Origin of the sequence: Gracilibacillus lacisalsi DSM 19029 (genome assembly GCF_000377765.1) — a bacterium.
Taxonomy (GTDB): Bacteria; Bacillota; Bacilli; order Bacillales; family Amphibacillaceae; genus Gracilibacillus; species Gracilibacillus lacisalsi.
Map to the genome: position 1 here is coordinate 287,048 of NZ_KB898662.1, position 20,052 is coordinate 307,099.

Annotated in this window: 17 protein-coding genes and 1 other annotated feature; of the genes, 4 read left to right on the forward strand and 13 right to left on the reverse strand. The window is 37.3% G+C overall.

What is annotated here, in order from left to right:
- The first annotated feature begins 53 nt into the window (after positions 1-53).
- Together D569_RS0101305 and D569_RS0101310 are read left to right on the forward strand one after the other, a co-directional pair.
- Positions 54-1,448, forward strand: a complete 1,395-nt coding sequence (locus D569_RS0101305) for an MBL fold metallo-hydrolase RNA specificity domain-containing protein (RefSeq protein ID WP_018930586.1) — start codon at positions 54-56, stop codon at positions 1,446-1,448.
- Positions 1,435-2,229 (forward strand): DeoR/GlpR family DNA-binding transcription regulator, encoded by a 795-nt coding sequence (locus D569_RS0101310; protein WP_018930587.1) that lies wholly within the window; start codon positions 1,435-1,437, stop codon positions 2,227-2,229. The genes D569_RS0101305 and D569_RS0101310 overlap by 14 nt, the downstream gene beginning before the upstream one ends.
- Positions 2,230-2,389: 160 nt before the next feature.
- Here D569_RS0101310 and D569_RS0101315 read toward each other — a convergent pair whose 3' ends face one another.
- The 4 genes from D569_RS0101315 to D569_RS0101330 form a co-directional block, all read right to left on the reverse strand.
- Complete coding sequence (locus D569_RS0101315; protein WP_018930588.1) at positions 2,390-3,217, reverse strand: energy-coupling factor transporter transmembrane component T family protein; 828 nt, start codon at positions 3,215-3,217, stop codon at positions 2,390-2,392.
- On the reverse strand, positions 3,208-4,923 hold the full coding sequence (locus D569_RS0101320) for an ABC transporter ATP-binding protein (protein WP_018930589.1): 1,716 nt from the start codon (positions 4,921-4,923) through the stop codon (positions 3,208-3,210). The genes D569_RS0101315 and D569_RS0101320 overlap by 10 nt, the downstream gene beginning before the upstream one ends.
- A gap of 19 nt (positions 4,924-4,942) precedes the next feature.
- Positions 4,943-5,497 carry an ECF-type riboflavin transporter substrate-binding protein gene (locus D569_RS0101325; RefSeq protein ID WP_018930590.1) on the reverse strand — a complete coding sequence of 185 codons (555 nt, stop codon included), beginning with the start codon at positions 5,495-5,497 and terminating at the stop codon, positions 4,943-4,945.
- 99 nt (positions 5,498-5,596) lie between these two features.
- Complete coding sequence (locus D569_RS0101330) at positions 5,597-6,454, reverse strand: SAM hydrolase/SAM-dependent halogenase family protein (protein WP_018930591.1); 858 nt, start codon at positions 6,452-6,454, stop codon at positions 5,597-5,599.
- 85 nt (positions 6,455-6,539) lie between these two features.
- Positions 6,540-6,817: a binding site (T-box leader), on the reverse strand.
- 384 nt (positions 6,818-7,201) lie between these two features.
- On the opposite strand from D569_RS0101330, the gene D569_RS0101335 reads away from it, so the two are divergent.
- Positions 7,202-8,200: a pectate lyase family protein gene (locus D569_RS0101335; RefSeq protein ID WP_018930592.1), complete on the forward strand. Its 999-nt coding sequence runs from the start codon at positions 7,202-7,204 to the stop codon at positions 8,198-8,200.
- A 489-nt stretch (positions 8,201-8,689) separates the two neighbouring features.
- Entirely contained in the window at positions 8,690-10,198 is a 1,509-nt protein-coding gene (locus D569_RS0101340; RefSeq protein ID WP_018930593.1) for an extracellular solute-binding protein, read from the forward strand.
- Between the two features lie 110 nt (positions 10,199-10,308).
- On the opposite strand, the gene D569_RS0101345 is transcribed toward D569_RS0101340, so the two are convergent.
- From D569_RS0101345 to D569_RS0101385, 9 genes are all read right to left on the reverse strand, one after another.
- On the reverse strand, positions 10,309-11,295 hold the full coding sequence (locus D569_RS0101345) for an RpnC/YadD family protein (RefSeq protein WP_018930594.1): 987 nt from the start codon (positions 11,293-11,295) through the stop codon (positions 10,309-10,311).
- Between the two features lie 173 nt (positions 11,296-11,468).
- On the reverse strand, positions 11,469-12,998 hold the full coding sequence (locus tag D569_RS0101350) for a glycine betaine uptake BCCT transporter (protein WP_018930595.1): 1,530 nt from the start codon (positions 12,996-12,998) through the stop codon (positions 11,469-11,471).
- 438 nt (positions 12,999-13,436) lie between these two features.
- Complete coding sequence (gene rbsB, locus D569_RS0101355) at positions 13,437-14,360, reverse strand: ribose ABC transporter substrate-binding protein RbsB (protein WP_018930596.1); 924 nt, start codon at positions 14,358-14,360, stop codon at positions 13,437-13,439.
- Positions 14,361-14,373: 13 nt separating this feature from the next.
- Positions 14,374-15,315 carry an ABC transporter permease subunit gene (locus D569_RS0101360; protein WP_018930597.1) on the reverse strand — a complete coding sequence of 314 codons (942 nt, stop codon included), beginning with the start codon at positions 15,313-15,315 and terminating at the stop codon, positions 14,374-14,376.
- 1 nt (position 15,316) lies between these two features.
- A complete protein-coding gene (locus tag D569_RS0101365) occupies positions 15,317-16,798 on the reverse strand; it encodes a sugar ABC transporter ATP-binding protein (RefSeq protein WP_018930598.1) in 1,482 nt (493 codons plus the stop codon).
- A 17-nt stretch (positions 16,799-16,815) separates the two neighbouring features.
- Complete coding sequence (gene rbsD / locus D569_RS0101370) at positions 16,816-17,205, reverse strand: D-ribose pyranase (RefSeq protein ID WP_018930599.1); 390 nt, start codon at positions 17,203-17,205, stop codon at positions 16,816-16,818.
- Positions 17,202-18,086, reverse strand: coding sequence for a ribokinase (gene rbsK, locus D569_RS0101375; protein WP_018930600.1), 885 nt, complete (start codon positions 18,084-18,086; stop codon positions 17,202-17,204). Before rbsK ends, rbsD begins: the two co-directional genes overlap by 4 nt.
- Positions 18,086-19,066 (reverse strand): LacI family DNA-binding transcriptional regulator, encoded by a 981-nt coding sequence (locus D569_RS0101380; protein ID WP_018930601.1) that lies wholly within the window; start codon positions 19,064-19,066, stop codon positions 18,086-18,088. The genes rbsK and D569_RS0101380 overlap by 1 nt, the downstream gene beginning before the upstream one ends.
- A gap of 145 nt (positions 19,067-19,211) precedes the next feature.
- Entirely contained in the window at positions 19,212-20,045 is an 834-nt protein-coding gene (locus D569_RS0101385; RefSeq protein ID WP_018930602.1) for an AraC family transcriptional regulator, read from the reverse strand.
- Positions 20,046-20,052 lie beyond the last annotated feature (7 nt).

A 20,052-nucleotide genomic window follows, 5' to 3' on the forward strand; every position in this document is an offset into this window, starting at 1 on the left:
ATATCGGCATCCATTTGGGTGCCGAACTCTTTAAAATGAAAGGTAGGATAAGAATGGATCATCAATTATTTTTTTATGGAGGACTAGATACTGTTGGTGGTGTACACATATTATTTGGACATGGCGAAACAGGTATACTATTTGATGCCGGAATTGCACATAGTGGCCTATTTAGAGCACCATTCATTCATGTCAATGACCCGATACAACCACTTAAGAATAGTGAGATAAGACAGCTTTTACTTAGCCGAATGGCGCCACCAATTCTTGAACTTTATAAGCCTGATGCACTTCGTGGTTTACAAAAAGAAAATATTCAATCATTATGGAACCAATCTTCCTTCCCTACGTTTAAGAAGTTATATGTATTTGTTTCTCATATCCACCAAGATCACATGGCACTGCTTCCTTACCTTGATCAACAAGTGACAGTAGTTATGCATGAATCATCTTACCTCATTTATCAGGCATTAATAAAAGCAAACTATTATCCAGATACCCATGCTAATATCATAACCTTTACAGATCAAGAAATGGTTGAACTAGATAATTTTCAATTACAAGGATTAGAGGTAGATCATAATGTCCTAGGCTCTTCAGGCTTTATTATTCGCACAGATGAACACGCTTTTGCTTTTACTGCTGATTGGAGAATGCATGGACCACATCCAGAGAAAATGGACAAATTCATCCAAACATGTCAACAAGCAGAAATTGATTTGCTTATTACTGAGACGACAATGGTTAATAAAGCATCCCTTTTCCAAAAACAAGTTCCTGCAAGTGAATCATTAGTATTGGAAAATTTCTCTAAAATAGTCTCTAAAAGCGATGGACTTGTCTATTTAATGGCCTTGCCGCTCGATGTAGAGCGAACTGCTAACCTACTTTATATAGCAAAGCAATCGAATCGTGAAGTCGTCATGGATGAGAAAATTGCCTGCTTTTGGTCCCATGTTACAAAAGACAGGAACGAATTGTTTCATCCGGAATTAGCAGCGACCATTCATGTATTAACAAGTCAAAAAAATGAAATTGATTTACCATACACACCGATCACTATAGAAGAAATAGTTTTAGAAAAAGATAAATATGTAGTAGATTTAAGTTTTTCTTCCCTACCGTTTTTAATAGAATTCGAACGAATAGGAGACCGATCAATACAATCAAACTTTATTCACGCGGATGCACCAATTGATCGAAATATCGTGATGAAGTGGCTGGAAGATTTGGAAATCGAGTATCATAATATTAGCAACGGGGGACATGCTACTCATCAGGCAATTACTCATTTCATTGAACAAGTAAAACCCAAAAAGGTTATTCCTGTTCACGGTCGTTTTCCTTTTCTGCTAAATTCCAAAAGTATTCCAAAAATACACCCGTCGATCAGTGAATCGATTAGTCTAAAAACGTTAAGCAACAAGGTACATCATGAAATCTACTAATAGAAGAGCAGAAATCTTACAAATCATTGAACATGATGGAAAGGTTTCGGTGGAACAACTTATCACTAAATATGAAGTTTCAGAGGAAACGCTAAGAAGAGATTTACGAATCTTAGCAGATAGTGGTTATGTGAAAAGAGTTTATGGTGGTGCTGAAAAAGTAGAAAAAGCTTCAAGATATATTCCTTATGAAGACCGACTTTCCATTCAATACAATGAAAAAAGAGCAATCGGGAAGGAATGCCTAACCTTAATAGAAAAAGGGGATAGTATATTTTTAGATGGTAAAACGACCTGTTTAGTGTTTGCTGGTTTGATTCCTGTTGATCTGGAATTAACGATTGTAACAAATTCGATTGTATTAGCAAATCATTTATGGAGTAAACAAGGTAAATGGAAAATCCATCTGCTTGGTGGAGAGTTAAATGCCGATGGTTTATTAAATGGACCTAAATTATACCATGAATTAAGAGAATACCGTTTTGATAAGGCTATATTCTCTTGTATTGGCCTTGATGAAAAAGGCTGTTATTTCGCAAAAGCAGACGCACAACAACTAGCTGTTACACTAAAGGAAATTACATCATCACTAATTTTACTAGCAGACTCATCTAAAATTAATCGCCATGCTTTTTTATACGGATTAACAATTGATGACTTTAGCTATATTGTAACGGATAGTGAAGCACCTAAAATCTTTGTTAAACATATTAATCAAACAAATTGCAATATACGGCTAGCGAATGTAAAGCAAGGAGAAATTTTACACAAGGATAAATAAATAGAGCCTAGGAATGTTCTAATTTAGATTAGTTCATTCCATAGGCTCCTAGTTTTATACTCTTCGCATGATTATTTCTCTTAGGACTTCTTATAACTTGAGCAAATGGAATGTAGTATTAATCATTTTCCAAATCCTTCACACAACTAGAATAGTCATTCTAAAATGGATTATAAAACCGAGTCCCATCATGAAAGGTAATCACCATAGCTGCGATAAAAAGCACCAGACTAATCATTAAGGTAAACACATCTGCCTTTAATAGCGGTCGGGCGCTATACCAGGTACGTTGTTTATGTTTCCCAAAGCTGCGTAACTCCATGGCATTACTGATTACTTCAATCCGGTCGAGACTGGAAAAAATTAATGGCACCATAATGGAAATGACGTTTTTTAGACGTTTTGTTAGTTTTTCATTTTTGGACAAATCAATTCCTCTCGTCTGCTGGACTTGAGCGATAGTACGAAAATCACGTTGGATATCTGGTATATAACGCAATGCCAACGATACTGCAATGCCTATTTTATAACTAATACCAACTTTATTAAGAGATGCTGCAAATTCACTAGGGTGCGTGGTCAGAATAAACAATAAGGCAGCTGGGATCACGACAAAATATTTCAATGTAATATTCATTTGGTAGAATAATTGCTCCCATGTCAGATTATATCTGCCTATCCCATCCCAAATCACATGACTACTGCCATAGATTTGAACACCTTCTTGGGGCGAAAATAGATAAATCGCCACATTATTAAGAGCGAGAAACGCTAGAATAATGATCAGTACAAAGGATATGTCTTTTAGTTGAATCTTCGATAGCTGGAAGATAACAAGACTTGCAATCAATAACACAAGCAATACCCTAGTATCATAAGTTAGCATAGCAACAGAAGACCAAATTAAAAAAACGATCAGCTTAGTAATTCCTGATAACTTGTGTATTGGTGATGTTCGTTCCATATAACCCAATATATTTACTGCCATCTTGCTCGAACCTTTCTATCATAAGAAATAAAGTGATGAACAAACTGCTTTGGATCTGAAATACCTACTTTTACTGCAATGTCAAATAATGAAGTACGCTTTAAGTTTGCCTTGTCGACTATTTCATCATTTGTTATAACATCAACAGCGGACTCATCTGCAATTAATCGACCATCTGCTAGTACAATCGACCTTGAAGTGTACTCCAGCATCAGGTGCATATCATGTGTAATGAATAATATCGTTGTCCCATTATCATTTAGTTGCCGTAAAAATTCCATCATTTCTGTATAATGACGAAAATCCTGTCCGGCAGTTGGCTCGTCCAAGATGATTATATTTGGCTCTAAAACTAAAATAGAAGCAATTGTTACCCTTTTCTTCTGCCCGTAACTTAAAGCAGAGATTGGCCAATTGCGGAACTGGTATAATCCGCAAACTTTAAGCGTTTCCCAAACTCTTTCCTCGATCTCTTTCTGAGAATATCCGCGATTAACAAGACCCAAGGCAACTTCATCATAAATCATATGCTTGGAAATCATATGATTCGGATTTTGTAAGACAAAACCAATGTGGTTAGCCCTTTCAAATATCGTTTGATTGGTGATGTCTTCTCCTTCTAAAAAAATCTGTCCACTATTCATTATCTCAAAACCACAAATAAGCTTGGACAAAGTAGATTTACCTGCACCATTCTTGCCAACGATACTGACCATCTCTCCCTGCTGAATCGAAAAGGAGATATTCTGTAAAATCGGGTCTTGCTGGTAACGGAAATTTAAGTTATTTACTTCCAATAGTGGTGTGAATGCCTCCTCTTCACCTCGTTCCATAGACTTGGTATACCATTGCTTTAATTGCAGCTGGCAGTCCTCAGCAATGTTTAAGGTATCTATGTGCTCCAACCCCATATCCGGCTCGATCTCACATCCACTATACTTCAATGCCTTTAAATAAAGTGGTTCGCGTATATGTACTTGGTTTAAGACATGAGATGCTAACAATTGCTTGGGAGCACCGTTGAAAACAACCTCTCCTTCATCGAGCACAATAACCCTATCAAAATCAATATGGAGTGCATCTTCTAAACGGTGTTCAATCATCATGATGGTGTTATTTGTTTCTTGATGAATACGGTCTATTAATTCCATGGCATATTGACCTGTTGCAGGGTCTAAATTGGCCAGTGGCTCGTCGAAAAGTAAAATCTCAACCTCCTCGTTTACCATAACACCGCCAACTGAGACACGCTGTTTTTGTCCACCAGAAAGCTCATGGATAGAATGATCTATATGGCGCTCTATTTCCACTAGTTCTGCTACTCGTTGAACGGATTCTTTCATCACGTGCTGAGGAACCTTTTCATTTTCTAATGAAAAAGCGATATCTTCCCCAACATTAAGCCCAATGAATTGTCCATCTGTATCTTGTAATACCGTACCTACCATTCGTGAGATCGTAAAGATATCCAAGTTTCTTGTATCGTTGCCTTTGATAAAAAGTTCCCCTTCAATATCCCCTTTATAAGAGAATGGAACTAGCCCATTTAAACAATGGACTAGGGTGCTTTTCCCTGAACCAGATGGACCTAGAATTAATACTTTTTCACCTTGGTAAATGGTTACATCGATATTTTTTAAAGTTGGGTCAGTTTGGCTGTAATATTTAAATGTGAAATGATTAAATTCTATTATCGGTTGTCTCATTCTCTACTCCTTTATCTAATTAGGCTTCCTTTGATAAACTATTACCTTTCGTCCGTGTCTTCGCGTATGCTGCAAGTAAGATCGTACCAATGACACCAACAGAGATAATATTGGAAACACCTGCTACTGCACCTTGAGTAAATACTTTGTTTGCTGGCTCTGCATATATAATAATATCTAATAATGGCGCTAAAAGGAACCAGCCAATCACCTGCACAATCACTTGCACTACATTAAATGAAATGATTTGTTTCGTACCAAATTCTCCATTCTCTATAGCAATTCGGCGTGCAAATAAACCAATGAACAACCCGATAAATAGTGAAACAAAAACCCAACTCCACCAAATAGATCCCCAAAGTAAAACATCCTTCAGTGCATGACCGATAAGACCAATAAGTCCTCCGGCGACAGGGCCAAATAATACAGCCATAAATGCTAGAAATGCAACTGCTGTCTCAATATTTGTGTTGGGAATTCCTGTTGGAATCGTTAAAAAACGCCCCAAAATCACATATACAGCAGCACCAATACCAATAGCAACAATCGTTCTAATTGATAAATTACCTTTCATTGATTTCTCTCTCCTTTATTTAAATTAGTTTTATTGCTAACAAGTTGATTTCTGTTGATTCATAGCTGTATGACAATAATTATCGAAATATTCTTACTCTTAACTATACACAATTTTAGGTGCTTTGCGTATAAAAATTTTCCACTTTTCGCCTGTCTTAATATGATATGCCTTAGCAAAAGATCCTTGATTTAAAGCCACACCAATATTCTCTAAGGAATTAATATATAGCAATGGCTCGCCAACCTGTGTATCTGCAAATGACTTACCGTAGGACATCACGTTTTTATATACTTGTCGTGTATCATCTAAAATCGTTACTTCTAATGTATCTCCATAGTCAATGGAAGCTTCCTGAAAGTAGCGTTTATGAATATTGGTCCAGAGATTACCAAAACGGATATCTAATATATCAATCGTCCCCTTAATAATCCCTCCATCTACTATCACACTTGGCGTTGAAAGTTTTACCAGCTGATCTACGTCAATTTTCTGCCCAACTTCTTCAAACGTGATAACTCCAGCAGCAAGCCTAGCTCCTGTGTAGGCATAAACATCTCTTCCATGAAACGTATAAGATTCATAGGACCTTGCCAGCCTGTTTAGCTTTTCATCAATTACTCTAGCTTCTTCAATACCAACAGAATTCTCAATATGGGTAATCGTTCCGTTATCTGGTGTAACGATAAAACGATTATCTTTCGTTTTCACTACGATACTTAATCGATCAGAGCCTACCCCTGGATCAACAACAGATACAAAAACAGAACCTTCTGGCCAATAACAAATCGTCTGGTACAACCGGTAAGATGCCTCCCAAATATTATATTGTGGTATATCGTGGGTAACATCATATAAATCTAGGGCATGATCGACTGTTTTTGCCACTCCATACATGGCACTTACTGCACCATCACTTGTACCAAAATCTGATTGAAAAACTAAATGCTTTGTCATATTATTCCTCCTTGAAAATGTTTGATTGGTGAAAGCCTTCCTGATGATCCGGAGCATTAAAAAACGCCCCTATTGTTCAATGAACAATAAGGGCGTTGATATTATTTTCAACACGGTACCACCTTAGTTTACTGCATACTCACATATACAGTCTTTACAAGTACTCCACCAAAACAGGCTTTCATACTTTGGTATAGATAACGAGTACCAAATCTCGTCGTCACTTACTTGTGTCATAAATAGACACGTTCAGCACGAAGCTCGAAGGCCATTTTCAGCATCTGCATTTTTGCTTCTTTTCAGCTACCGAAGCTCTCTGTCGAAAAACGCTCGAAACTTACTTTCCCTTTTCATCGCTTTTTAACTATTGATTTACTCAATCTTTAAATAGGATTATACGAAATATTCATTTTGAATGCAAGCATTTTTTGAATATTTAGATAATTAGTATTTAAATACAAGCTGATACATATTTCATTTACTTCCCGTTCTATCCGGATACAAAAAAATAATCATTATCTCACATTACAAATTCAAAATTGTAACTTTATTTCCGTTTTACACCTCGTCTACTTCTTACTAAATGGTAAATAATTCAATTTTAAGGATAATATATGTAAAAATGATTATTTATAGAAAACGCTTACGTGATATGATTTAAGTATCTATACGAAAGGAGGACGGATGTTTTATCGCTTCGGTGTCAAACGTAAGCTTCAAACAATAATGAAAAGGACGTGAGAAAAAATGAAGAAAAAATTGCTTAAGTGGTTGTCTTTCAGTCTTTTCGTTACTCTATTATTCGGTTTGTCGTTCCAATCTGTCTCTGCAAGTAATCCTGATTTCAGTATGACCGGTTTTGCCACGCAAAATGGCGGTACAACTGGTGGCGCAGGTGGAGATACCGTAACTGTTCATACAGGAGACGAACTTGTTCAAGCGTTAAAGGACAAAGAAGATCATACACCTTTAACCATTTATGTCAATGGAACCATTACACCAGACAATACGCCTGACAGCAAAATTAACATTAAGGATGTATCAGATGTTTCCTTATTAGGTGTTGGTACTAATGGGGAATTAGACGGCATAGGCATTAAAGTGTGGCGAGCAGATAATGTTATAATCCGTAATCTCACGATTCATGAAGTACGTACCGGTGACAAGGATGCCATTAGCATTGAAGGACCATCAAACAACATTTGGGTGGATCATAATGAACTTTATGCTAGCCTAAATGTGGACAAAGACTACTATGATGGTTTATTTGATGTGAAACGGGATGCATTTAATATTACTTTCTCATGGAACTATGTCCATGATGGCTGGAAAGCGATGTTAATGGGGTCATCAGATAGTGACAGCGACGATCGAAACATTACGTTCCACCATAATCATTTTCAAAACTTGAATTCGCGAGTCCCTAGCTACCGTCATGGCGAAGGTCACTTGTATAATAATTACTTTGAAGGAATTATCGATACAGGGATTAATGCCAGAATGGGAGCTGAACTACTTATAGAAAATAACGTATTTGAGAATTCCAAGGATCCACTTGGCGCTTGGTATAGTAGTTCTCCAGGGTACTGGAACGTTTCCAACAACTTATACATCAACAGCACTGGCAGTCAACCAACGACATCCACAACCAACTATACCGTTCCATATAACTATACACTTACACCAGTTGAAGATGTAAAATCACTCGTTACACAATATGCTGGTGTTGGAGTAATTCAACCGTAAATGAATGAGAGGGCTTGCTCTAAGCAGCCCTCCTAAGAATTGTTGTACTGCCCTAAAACGGAGCAAACTATAATTCTTGCGCTTTTATAAAATTCTCATATCGAAACTCACCAGTTCAATGATTAGCTAGTTAAACTATTGCGCTGCAGACCGCTAAAGTCATAAAATGAGACTAAGATCAGCGGGGTTTGTGTCACCACTATTCCTTAGCGAAACTTATCAGGTAGTTAGCGTCTGTTATCTCTAAACATTATTAATATAACTTTCACTACTCACAGTAACTCGTAATGATTCTAAACAACATATTAATTTTGTCGAAGGATATTTAATTCCAATTTACTATTTACTTTCGTGAAGAATTTGCATACAATTATTTCACTCGGGTTCTTACCTGAAAATAACAACGTTGTTATTGACAAGGAGGTGTCCAATCGTTCATTGAGGCAGTTTGCTTTATCGCATTAAAAACAAAAAGGGGTTGTGTGAAAGATGGAAAAAAATAAAATTCGGCTGGCTTTTCTCCTGTTTGTATCATTAGCTCTGTTTCTATTTGCTTGTTCCAAAAATGAAAGCGCTTCAAATAATGAGGATAATGATGATGGTCCACAAGAAATTTCCATGATGTTTAACTTGCATGTTCCAGAAGTACCTGACAGTCGCCTCGAAGAATTATTAGAAGAAGCTACCAACACAGAATTAGATATTCGCTGGGTACCTGACAATAACTATGCAGAAACATTGAATTCACAAATCGCAACCGGTAATCTCCCTGATGTATTTCTACTAAAAGACGTGACATTGGATCAACAAAAAGAAGCAGTGCGTGACGGACAATACTGGGAGATAGGCCCCTACCTTGAAGAGTTTCCTAACTTGAACAAACTAAATGAAGATATTCTAAAAAATACAATGATCGATGGTAAGCTATATACCCTTTACGCAGGCCGACCTCTATCTCGCCAAGGACTTATTTATCGAAAAGATTGGGCTGAGAACCTAGGACTTGATACACCAACCAACCTTGATGAATTATACGAAATGATGAAAGCATTCACTGAAGATGACCCTGATGGAAATGGCCAGGATGACACGATTGGTTTAACAGACCGAGAAATCCTAGGAACATTTGAAAACTTTGCGACATGGCACGGAGCACCTAATAGATGGGGAGAAAAAGATGGGCAGCTTTTACCACAATTTATGTTTCCTGAATACCGGGAAGCAATGGATTATTTCAAAAGCTTGTTTGATAATGGCTACATCAACAAAGATGCTCCTGTAACAAGTAAAACAGACCAACAAGAGATGCTAAAGAATGGTACTGCTGGCGTTTATATTGGTACGATGGGTGATGTGGAACCAATGTATCGTGATGCAGTTGCCATTAATCCTGATGTAGAATTGGATGTCCACAATTACATTGAAGGTCCTGACGGGGAATATCGAACGCGTGCCATCCCAGGCTATGGAAGCATGCTTATTTTTCCGAAACAATCTGTTGAAACAGAAGAAGAACTGAAAGGAATTCTTGGATTTTTCGATTATTTAATGACTCCAGAAGGCTCTAACTTACTTTACTGGGGTATTGAAGGAGAACATTATGAAGTGATTGATGGTTTTGCTAAGGTTCTCGATGAAAGTGAAGACAAGTACAATCAAGAAATCCGCCCGTACACACCATTTGAAATTGGTGAACCAGAAACAAACGGCCGTTATACGGGATACTATGACTATGAACCACGTGCAAAAGCAGATGAATTATATGAAGATAACAATAATTACTTGGTTCACGACCCAACAGCAGCATTAGAATCACCAACATGGGCTGATAAATCTGAAACACTCAATCAAATTATGGAAGATGCTACCTACCAATACTTCCTAGGTCAAATTGATGAAGCAGGATTCGATGAAGCCATTGAGAAATGGAAAAATGCAGGCGGCGCCCAAGTAATCGAAGAATATACTGAAGACTACAACAAGCAAAACAGCGAATAACATGATAAAGCAGCCCATAAGCTATGCTTGTGGGCTGCCAAAAAGTGATTTATTAATTATACGACAAATTTTCACTCTCCACTTGAGATTGACGATTAAACTTCATATTGTTATGATTCACTTCCAAAATTCTCGAGTTCTTCTTTTGTTAGCCCTGTTATCTCCATTACATATTCAGGTTGCATGCCCTTGGACAGCATTTTCTTTGCCATTTCTTTTTTTGCTATTTTTTCTCCTTCTTCTCTGCCGATTTGTTGTCCAATTTGTTGTCCGATTTGTTTTCCTATTTGTTTTCCGATTTCTCTTCCTTCAGCTAATCCCTTTTCTCTTCCTTCACGTAATCCTTTATCACGCCAGGAGTTAGGTAATTTTTTTACAAATTCCTCTAAGCTTTCATCATTTGAGTTCTGTATGCTTTCCATTAGTTTATCCTCCTCTATTTGATTTAATTTTACATACGTTTCAAAAAAGCCATATATCAATTCCATTTTAGCCGCATCTAATTCTAATTTTGCCAGCATACGCAGAAATTCTTTTTTCACTTGTACCTTTTCGCTATTCTTATAACCCATTTTACTAAGTAAGGCTGCTGCAACTGGGTTATTGGATCTTAGAAACGAACGCCAATCCTGTTTCTTTAGTTCTATTTTTAAAAAATGAAAAGTTAAAACATGGAGGAAAGGGAAAGTCAATTCAAAATAATCCTGTTCATCACGAACCTTATCATAACTGAATACTGCAATGGGGATAATTGGTTTTCTATACCTATTATACAATATACTAAAGTAATGATACATTCTTTCATGAAAATTCTTTTGCTCATAACTCTGTGATTCTACATGAATAATAATAAGCGTATCCTGTTCTTTCAACCTGCCTTCCATAACTATGTCAGCACGTCTTCTTTCTCCGTGAATCAAATCCGTAAATACTTCATCTGAAAGAGGTTTGAGTGAGGAAAAATCTAGTTGTTGATGTACAGAGGGGAAGAATACTTCGATGAATTCATCAAAAAATGTACCAATCAGTTGTTTGAACAACTGATCATGATCAATATAAGTTGGAGTGTCTTCATGGACTTTCATTAATACAGACAATGCTTATCACCCTTCTTTCTTCTTTGCTTTGAACATTATAAAGTTGTTTACATCCACCAATAGTATATCAAAAACGCATTGCTCACACAAGAACAAATGTTCCCTGCATAAAAGAACTGAGAATGATAAAAAAATAATCCCGTAACACGTTTAATCGTGCCACGAGATTATGATTATTTTTGTTCTGCTCGTTTATTCTTTCGAGGCTTAGGCTTGAGATAAAGACCAAGCTCCTTCTTCTCCTTCGCTAAAGATCGATATAGCGAAAGCATCATTAAACACATAATAATGGAGAACGGGAGTGCTGCGATGATCAGGGTATTTTGTAATGCTTGCAGTCCCCCACTATATAATAGTACTATCGCTACCGCAGATTGTGCTACCCCCCATGTTAACTTCACACTGTTTGGAGGTGTTAACGAACCGTAAGTAGTCTGCATCCCCAATACGAAAGTTGCCGAATCGGCTGATGTAATAAAGAATGTACTAACCAATAAAATGGCTACTATGGACAATACAATCGATCCAGGATATTCACTGAACATAGCGAATAACACTTGCTCAGTTGGAAATGAAGATAAATCGATATTTCCACTGTTTTGTACACCAATTGAGGATGTACCGAAGGTGGTGAACCATAGAAAACTAACGACAGCTGGTAATAATAATACCCCTATCATAAATTCGCGAATCGTCCGACCTCGTGACACACGAGCGATAAAGATACCTACGAATGGTGACCACGAAATCCACCATGCCCAATAAAAAATCGTCCAGTCGTTAATCCAATTACGGTGCTCACCATCGAGCGGTGCAATACGAAAACTCATCCGCATAATGTTTTGTATATATCCACCTACCGAGTCTGTGAACATATTTAAAATCAAAATAGTGGGACCAATAAAAAACATTAAAGCAAATAAACCAACAGCTAAGACCATATTCGTATTACTTAAGTATTTGATACCTTTACCTAAACCAGTTGAAGCAGATATCATAAATAATACAGTAACGATGATAATAATGATGAACTGTACGATGAAGCTATTTGGCACATCTGTTAAATAGGATAGACCACCATTAATCTGTGCGGCACCGAACCCTAACGTGGTTGCAACTCCAACTACTGTTGCAAATACTGCTAGGACGTCAACTACTTTCCCAAAAGCACCATCCATTTTTGAACCGAATATCGGTTTTAGTGTAGCAGATATTAAACCAGGTTCATCTTTGCGGAATTTAAAATAAGCTAAAGCTAAGGCTACAACTGCATAGATTCCCCATGCATGAAGACCCCAGTGAAAAAAGACATATCTCATTGCTTCTTTTTGCGCAGCATTTGTGCCACCTTCGGCAAGTGGCGGTTCGAGGAAATGTGATAGCGGCTCTGCTGCACCCCAGAATACCAGACCAATACCCATACCGGCACTAAAGAGCATCGCAAACCATGTTGTTTTCTTATATTCCGGTTTTTCATCAGGCTTCCCAAGCTTAATAGCACCAACGGGACTAAAAATCAAAAATATACAAAAAATAACAACCACTGTTACCAATATAAGATAATACCATCCAAACGCAGACGAGATCATCGCTTGGATGTTTCCAGTCAATTCTTCGAAACTACTTGGAGCTACCATTCCGAAAATAACTGCTGCCAAAACGATCGAAACCGTTATCCAAAATACACTTGATATTTTTTTCATGAACTTCCTACCTCTCCTACAACTTATCAACTATATTAAAATAACACTACCTGCCCTTTAAGTAAATAGTAGCAAAGATTTTCTTTGTATACATGATCGAACATTGCTTCCCTATTTTGCTTAAAATATCTTTCATAATACACCATCGAAGTCTCACCAAATTATACATACCCATAAATATCATCTACCAAACCAGTTATCTTATCCAAGTTTGAAATCGATAACTATCAATAACATATTCTTTTTTATCTACTAACGATATAAACTTAAGCGCATGAGGAATGGTAATTCAATCGTATTGCCGGTGACTATGGCATAGAATGTATACACCACTTTTCACGTACCCCTTACTGTCAACAAAGAAAAACTACCCAATCACATCGAGAATACGATGATTATTGGGTAGTATAAAACACCTCTACTACTTACATACTGTCACTATTCTTGAATTAATTCCAGTTCTACCGGAACAAACTCTTCCACTTCTTCACCTTTAAAGATTTTTTCTGCTTCTACAATAGCTGTTTCGCCAATTATGGTTGGCTGTTGGGCAACAGTGCCAGCCATTCTCCCCTCTTCCACAGCAGCAACCGCGTCATCTGTTGCATCAAAGCCGATAATATGAATATCATCACGTCCGGCTGCTTCTATTGCTTCTAATGCACCAAGTGCCATTTCATCATTATGAGCAAAAACTCCTGTGATTTCTGAGTTGCTTTGCAAGATATTCTCCATTACAGATAAAGCTTCTGCACGGTTAAAATTAGCTGTCTGAGAAGTTACAATGTCTAATGAATCTTCCGCTATATTATGGAATCCTTGACCACGCTCACGAGCTGCGGAAGAACCTGAGATTCCTTCTAGTTCAGCTACTTGAGCATCTTCACCAACTAATTCTACCATCAGCTCACCTGCTAATTCGCCACCTGCGATATTATCTGAAGCAACATGAACGGCAACATCGCCAGAATCTGCAGCACGATCTAATGTAACGACAGGAATACCAGCTGAATTCGCAGATTCAACTGCTGCTACTACGGATGCTGAATCTGTCGGATTAATCATAATAACATCCACTTCTCTTTCAATTAAATCCTCTACATCATTAATTTGCTTTGCAACATCATCTTGTGAATCTACGGTAATTAATTCAGCACCAATTTCCTCAGCCTTTGCTTCCGCCCCTTCTTGAAGGGTAACAAAAAATGGGTTGTTTAACGTTGAAATGGAAAAGCCAATCGTTAACTCTCCATCGTTGTCCTCACTACCACTTTCCTCTTCGACTGGTGATTCTGTTGAACACGCCATTAGTACACTACCTACCACTAAGATTATCCAAAATAATACTGTTTTCTTTAACATAATTTCCACTCCTTTAAGCATTTTTACGGTCTAGTAATACCGCTAATAGAATGACACTACCTTTTACTACTTGTTGGAAAAAGGAACTTACTCCCAACAAGTTGAGTCCATTGTTAAGGACCCCTATGATTAAGGCACCAATAAAGGTACCAAAAATCCACCCTTTACCTCCTGTCAAACTTGTTCCACCTAGTACAACTGCTGCGATGGCATCCAACTCATACATTTGACCTGCCGTGGGTTGTGCAGAATTTAATCTAGATGTTAAGATCATACCTGCTAAAGCAGATAAGAAACCGATTAACGAGTAAACATAAATTTTAATTCTTGTTGCACTAATTCCTGATAGAATAGCAGCCTCTTCATTGCCACCAACTGCATAAACACGGCGACCAAAAGTTGTCTTCTTTAAAATTAAGAAAAGAACAACAAAGGAAACTAACATGGTAATAGCTGGTACAGGAATACCAAAGAAATATCCCTTTCCTAACATTTCAAAAAAAGCAGACTCCCCTAAACCTGAAACAGGACGTCCATCCGTTAACATTAAAGTAAATCCTCTAAATACTGTCATCGTAGCTAATGTCGCTATAAAAGGCGCAACTTTCCCCTTAGCTATCACTAGGCCATTAATAGCACCTAATAATGTACCGGTTAATAAACCAATAATAACTGCTAAAACCGGGTCCATTCCTGCTGCCATTAAAGAGGCTGTTACAGCACCTGATAAGGCTAAAATTGACCCGACAGATAAGTCAATACCACCTGTCAAAATAACAAACGTCATACCAAAGGCAATCAAAGCATTAATCGAAACCTGGCGTAATACATTTAGCAAGTTACTAGTAGATAGAAACTCTGGGTTTAAGATACTTATGATGACGACGATAAAAAACAAACCAAGTAATGGGCCAAGCAAACCAAGCATTGACTTTACCTTTTTTATATCAAGCATTTTAATTACCTCCTGTAGCATAGTGCATTATTTTCTCTTCGGATAACTCAGAACGCTGAAGTGTTGCCATATGCTTCCCTTCACACATTACAACTACCCTCGTACTCATTCCGATAATTTCGGGTAATTCAGATGATACCATGATGATGGCTACACCTTGATCAGCTAGATCATTCATAATAGAATAAATTTCTTTTTTGGCACCAACATCAACCCCTCGAGTGGGCTCGTCCAAGATTAATATCTTCGGATTAATCGCTAGCCACTTAGCGATAACTACTTTTTGTTGATTACCACCACTTAATGATTTAGCTAATTGGCCCGCACTGGAAGACACAATATTTAATTTCTTAACCATTGTTTCATAAAGGCTTTGTTCTTTTTGTTGTAGCATCCATCCATTTTGGGATAATTCTCGTAAACTAGTCATATTCAAATTGTTTTGAATGGAAGAATCAACGACTAACCCTTTTGACTTACGATCTTCCGATACAAATCCAACCCCTTGTTGCATCGCATAACTTGGGTTTTTTATTTTCACTGGTTTACCATCGACTTTTATTGTTCCTTTATCAGGTTGACGGTAGCCAAAAATGGTTTCAACTAATTCGGAACGCCCTGCACCCATTAAGCCTGATATACCAAGAATTTCCCCTGCTCGTACTTGAAGGGAGACGGAGTCAAATTCATCTTCACGAGTCAAATTGTCAATTTCTAATTTCACGTCAGATGGTGATCCTTTTCGTTCGGGAAAACGCTCCCCAAGTTCCCTCCCCACCATCATGCTGACTATTTCATCAAAGCTCGTTTCTTTAATCACCTTTGTACCTATGGATGCACCATCTCGAAGTACTGTAATTCGGTCACATATCGCAAATATTTCTTCCATGCGATGTGAAATATAGACGAAAGAGACACCTTGTTTCTTCAAATCATCTATCGTTTCGAATAGTGTTTCTATCTCGCGGTCTGTAAGTGCAGCGGTTGGTTCATCCATGACAATATACTTAGCATTGATTAGTAATGACTTAGCTATTTCAACAATTTGCTGTTGCCCCACAGATAGATGCTTGGCTAGCATAGACGGTTTTACATGTAATCCAAGCTTGGAAAGTTGTTTTTGCGCAATCTCGTTCATTTCTTTAGTCTTAATCCAACCTGTCTTACCGATCGTTTGTTCATTTCCTAAAAACAAATTCTCTGCAATAGATAATTCAGGTAAGATGTTTAGTTCTTGATGAATGACGGCAATACCATCTTTTTCAGCTTGCTTAGGGTTGGTATAATTCACCTCTTGGCCGTTTACTTTAACCGTGCCTTCATTTCGTGAATAAATTCCAGCCAAGATTTTCATCATCGTTGATTTACCAGCACCATTCTCTCCCATGAGTGCATGTATTTCTCCATCCCTTAACGTGAAATCGACTCCTTTCAATACTTTTGTTCCACTAAAAGACTTTTCAATACCACTCATTTCAATCATCAACTACACCCCTTTCATCAAAAGATAACTCCTGCATGTAAAATAACATTGGCATATGGTGTGTTTTCTCCTGTTCGAATAATGACTTTGGCGTCTCTGGTTAATTGTTTAAACCGTTCGTGTTGCACATAATGGTCAGGCATATCATATTTCAATAAGGCAGCATGTAACGGTTGATTTTTCATCTTTATCTCTTCTGCTAAAGTGAATTGTTCTACTTCCATCTCTTGTAACATGATTGAAAGTACGTCCAAGAAATGTGGCACACCCGGTTTTAAAGAAAGATCAATACATGTTACATCGTTAGGAATCGGCAAGCCACAGTCAGCTATAACAATTTGGTCTGTATGTCCTAATTTTGATAATGCTATCGATATGTCTCTGTTTAATACGCCATGTTTTTTCATGATGATGGTGCTCCTTCCAAAAATTCAATAACCTCTCGCATTGTCGGCATTCCTTGTTGAGCGCCTCTTTTTTGTATAGATAAGGCTGCTGCTGCATTTGCAAAAGTAATCGCTTCTTCCAAATGTATCCCTTTAGCAAGTTGAACTGCCAAAGCCCCATTAAACGTGTCTCCCGCACCTGTTGTGTCAACAGGTGTTACTCTGTAACCGGTTACCGTTTCGAGATTATCTTCGGAACAGTATTCTACTCCTTTTTCACCTAATGTTACGATCATTTTCTCTTTATAAGTATCTATATCATCTGTAATTTCTAGCTTCTCTGTTTCATTCGGTGTTAGATATGTGCAATTTTCTAAAACAAATGCTGATAAACGTTGTGCTGGTGCAGGATTTAATATAACTGGTATTCCTTTCTCAGAACAGTAACCGATTACATACTCAATCGTATTTAACGGTATCTCTAACTGTAATAATACAACATCACTCTGGTCTATAACATCCAAATATTGCTGAAGATAGGATGGCGTAACACTATAGTTTGCACCAGGTGTGACAATAATTCGATTGTCATTATCTTTTATTAAAATGGTAGCCACGCCCGTATGCTTATCGGTAACCGGTTCCACATTATCGATATTAACCTTTTCTTTGCTGAGATTATTGATTAATATTTGACCAAAAGGATCATCTCCTACACAACCTAACATATTAACCTGTGCTCCTAACCTTGCACATGCAACAGCTTGATTGGCTCCTTTCCCACCTGGATTATAAAAGAATGACTCGCCCATTATGGTTTCTCCCTGTTCAGGGATCCGTTCACTGGTTGTTACTAGATCCATATTAATACTCCCGATAACGGTAATGGATGGCTCCTTCATCATGTATCACTCCTTGTTGTTTCTCGATATTGAATAGTGGTTTCAACTTCATAATTTCTTACATCAAGTAATTGTTTTTCAATTTGCTTTATTAACAGCCTTGCTGATAAAGCTCCCATTTTATAGATTGGTTGTGCAACAGTAGTTATGGCAGGTGTTAACATTTCACCTAAAGGTATGCCATCAAATCCGATTATTTGAAGGTCTTCAGGTATTTGTTTGTTGATATTTTTTGCAACTTTTAGAACACCCGCAGCAGCTATATCACTACTAGCAAATACTGCATCAATAGTTGGGTATTTCTCAAATAGACCTTTCGCAACTTCCATTGCATTTGTCATCGTAAAATCACAATCCACTACAATATGAGCAATCCCTTGTTCCTCTACTACATCTTTAAATCCTCGATACCGATCATCAGCTGGTTTTACATGATAAGGCCCGCGAATATGAGCGATGAACTCGCTTCCATTTTTAATTAAATATTCTGTTGCTTTTCTAGCACCTTCATAGTTTTTCGAGCTAACAGTTGGTACCCGATTACTAAACTGTCGATCTAATGCAACAAGTGGAATACCCAGATTTTCATAATTATCCGTACTCAATTGATTTGTTGTTAATATCAAGCCATCAATATATTTTTGCTGAAGTGCTTCTAAATACTGTGCTTCTTTTCGAATATCTTCATCGGTATTACAAATAACTACCGTATATCCATAGGTTAATGCTACATCTTCAACCGCTCTCGCCAACTCTGGAAAGAAAGGGTTGGAGATATCCGGTATCAATAATCCTATCATTTTAGATGTTTTATGATAAAGGGATCTAGCTACAGAATTTGGTTTGTAATTTAAATCAGATATCGCTTTTAATACGTTCTCTTCTGCTTCTTTACTTACATATCCTTTTTTATTAAGAACCCTCGAAACAGTTGCCACTGAAACGCTTGCATATTTTGCTACATCTTTTATCGTTGGCATATTTTCAAACCCCTTACCTGTAACCCGTTACACACACTATAATATTATATTATTATGTTGTCAATATTTTTTCAAAATTTATATGTTAAAAAATCATTCAGCAATATCATTAAATTCAGCAAGTTCAGTTAGTTATAACCTACCATCAAACATACATTTGCCGATATTTAGTAGGAGTCATCCCCTCATTTTCTAAGAAAAGTTTATTAAAATAACTAGGATTCGGATAGCCAGATCTTTCCGCGATTTCCTTAACCGTCAACTCTTTTTCTTCTAACAGTAATTGTTTACTCCATTGCAACCGACATAAAGTGATAAACGCCATCGGAGTCATCTGTGTGACACGTTTAAACAATCGACAGAAGTAAAAAGTGCTTACTCCCGTTTCTTTTGCCCAATATTCTAGATCGAAAGGTTCTGGTGCCTTTTCTTGCATTTTCGGTAAAAGTGATTGAATTCGCACATCTAATTCTTGCCTAGAATTGGACTCACTTGGCACAGCAATATTGGTAAAGGTGGACAAAAAAGCATAGGTTAATGTTGATAAAGTTGATAGCTGTAAGAAGCTGTTTTCCTCTGCTTCTTGTAATAATTGTTCGTGAGTTTGCTCTAATTTATCTAAATTCGGCAGTCTCCACAAAATAAATCTACCAAAACCAATCTCCGATAAAAACGTATGCAGTGGATTCCCATAAAAATGAACCCACCTGACACTCCAAGGATCCTCTTCGCTACTATAATACCGTTGTTCTTGCTCCGGAAAATAAAGAAAGGCATCTCCTTTTTTTAACATATATTGCTTTCTATCTATCTCTACATAGCCAGCCCCCGCTACAACAAAATGTATACTAAAATTATCTAATGAGCCTGCTTCCCGATAGACGTCATGGTCCGCTTTCAACTTATAGCAACCAACTGATTCAGGCAGGATCATATATTCATGTTTTTTCAATATTGGTAATAAAACTTGACGATTCATACCCTCA

Bases quoted from the DNA above. Each gene is read 5' to 3' on its own strand.
- D569_RS0101305 (WP_018930586.1), top strand. From the start codon at position 54: ATGGATCATCAATTATTTTTTTATGGAGGACTAGATACTGTTGGTGGT.
- D569_RS0101310 (WP_018930587.1), top strand. From the start codon at position 1,435: ATGAAATCTACTAATAGAAGAGCAGAAATCTTACAAATCATTGAACAT.
- D569_RS0101315 (WP_018930588.1), bottom strand. From the start codon at position 3,217: ATGGCAGTAAATATATTGGGTTATATGGAACGAACATCACCAATACAC.
- D569_RS0101320 (WP_018930589.1), bottom strand. From the start codon at position 4,923: ATGAGACAACCGATAATAGAATTTAATCATTTCACATTTAAATATTAC.
- D569_RS0101325 (WP_018930590.1), bottom strand. From the start codon at position 5,497: ATGAAAGGTAATTTATCAATTAGAACGATTGTTGCTATTGGTATTGGT.
- D569_RS0101330 (WP_018930591.1), bottom strand. From the start codon at position 6,454: ATGACAAAGCATTTAGTTTTTCAATCAGATTTTGGTACAAGTGATGGT.
- D569_RS0101335 (WP_018930592.1), top strand. From the start codon at position 7,202: ATGAAGAAAAAATTGCTTAAGTGGTTGTCTTTCAGTCTTTTCGTTACT.
- D569_RS0101340 (WP_018930593.1), top strand. From the start codon at position 8,690: ATGGAAAAAAATAAAATTCGGCTGGCTTTTCTCCTGTTTGTATCATTA.
- D569_RS0101350 (WP_018930595.1), bottom strand. From the start codon at position 12,998: ATGAAAAAAATATCAAGTGTATTTTGGATAACGGTTTCGATCGTTTTG.
- rbsB (WP_018930596.1), bottom strand. From the start codon at position 14,360: ATGTTAAAGAAAACAGTATTATTTTGGATAATCTTAGTGGTAGGTAGT.
- D569_RS0101360 (WP_018930597.1), bottom strand. From the start codon at position 15,315: ATGCTTGATATAAAAAAGGTAAAGTCAATGCTTGGTTTGCTTGGCCCA.
- D569_RS0101365 (WP_018930598.1), bottom strand. From the start codon at position 16,798: ATGATTGAAATGAGTGGTATTGAAAAGTCTTTTAGTGGAACAAAAGTA.
- rbsD (WP_018930599.1), bottom strand. From the start codon at position 17,205: ATGAAAAAACATGGCGTATTAAACAGAGACATATCGATAGCATTATCA.
- rbsK (WP_018930600.1), bottom strand. From the start codon at position 18,086: ATGAAGGAGCCATCCATTACCGTTATCGGGAGTATTAATATGGATCTA.
- D569_RS0101380 (WP_018930601.1), bottom strand. From the start codon at position 19,066: ATGCCAACGATAAAAGATGTAGCAAAATATGCAAGCGTTTCAGTGGCA.
- D569_RS0101385 (WP_018930602.1), bottom strand. From the start codon at position 20,045: ATGAATCGTCAAGTTTTATTACCAATATTGAAAAAACATGAATATATG.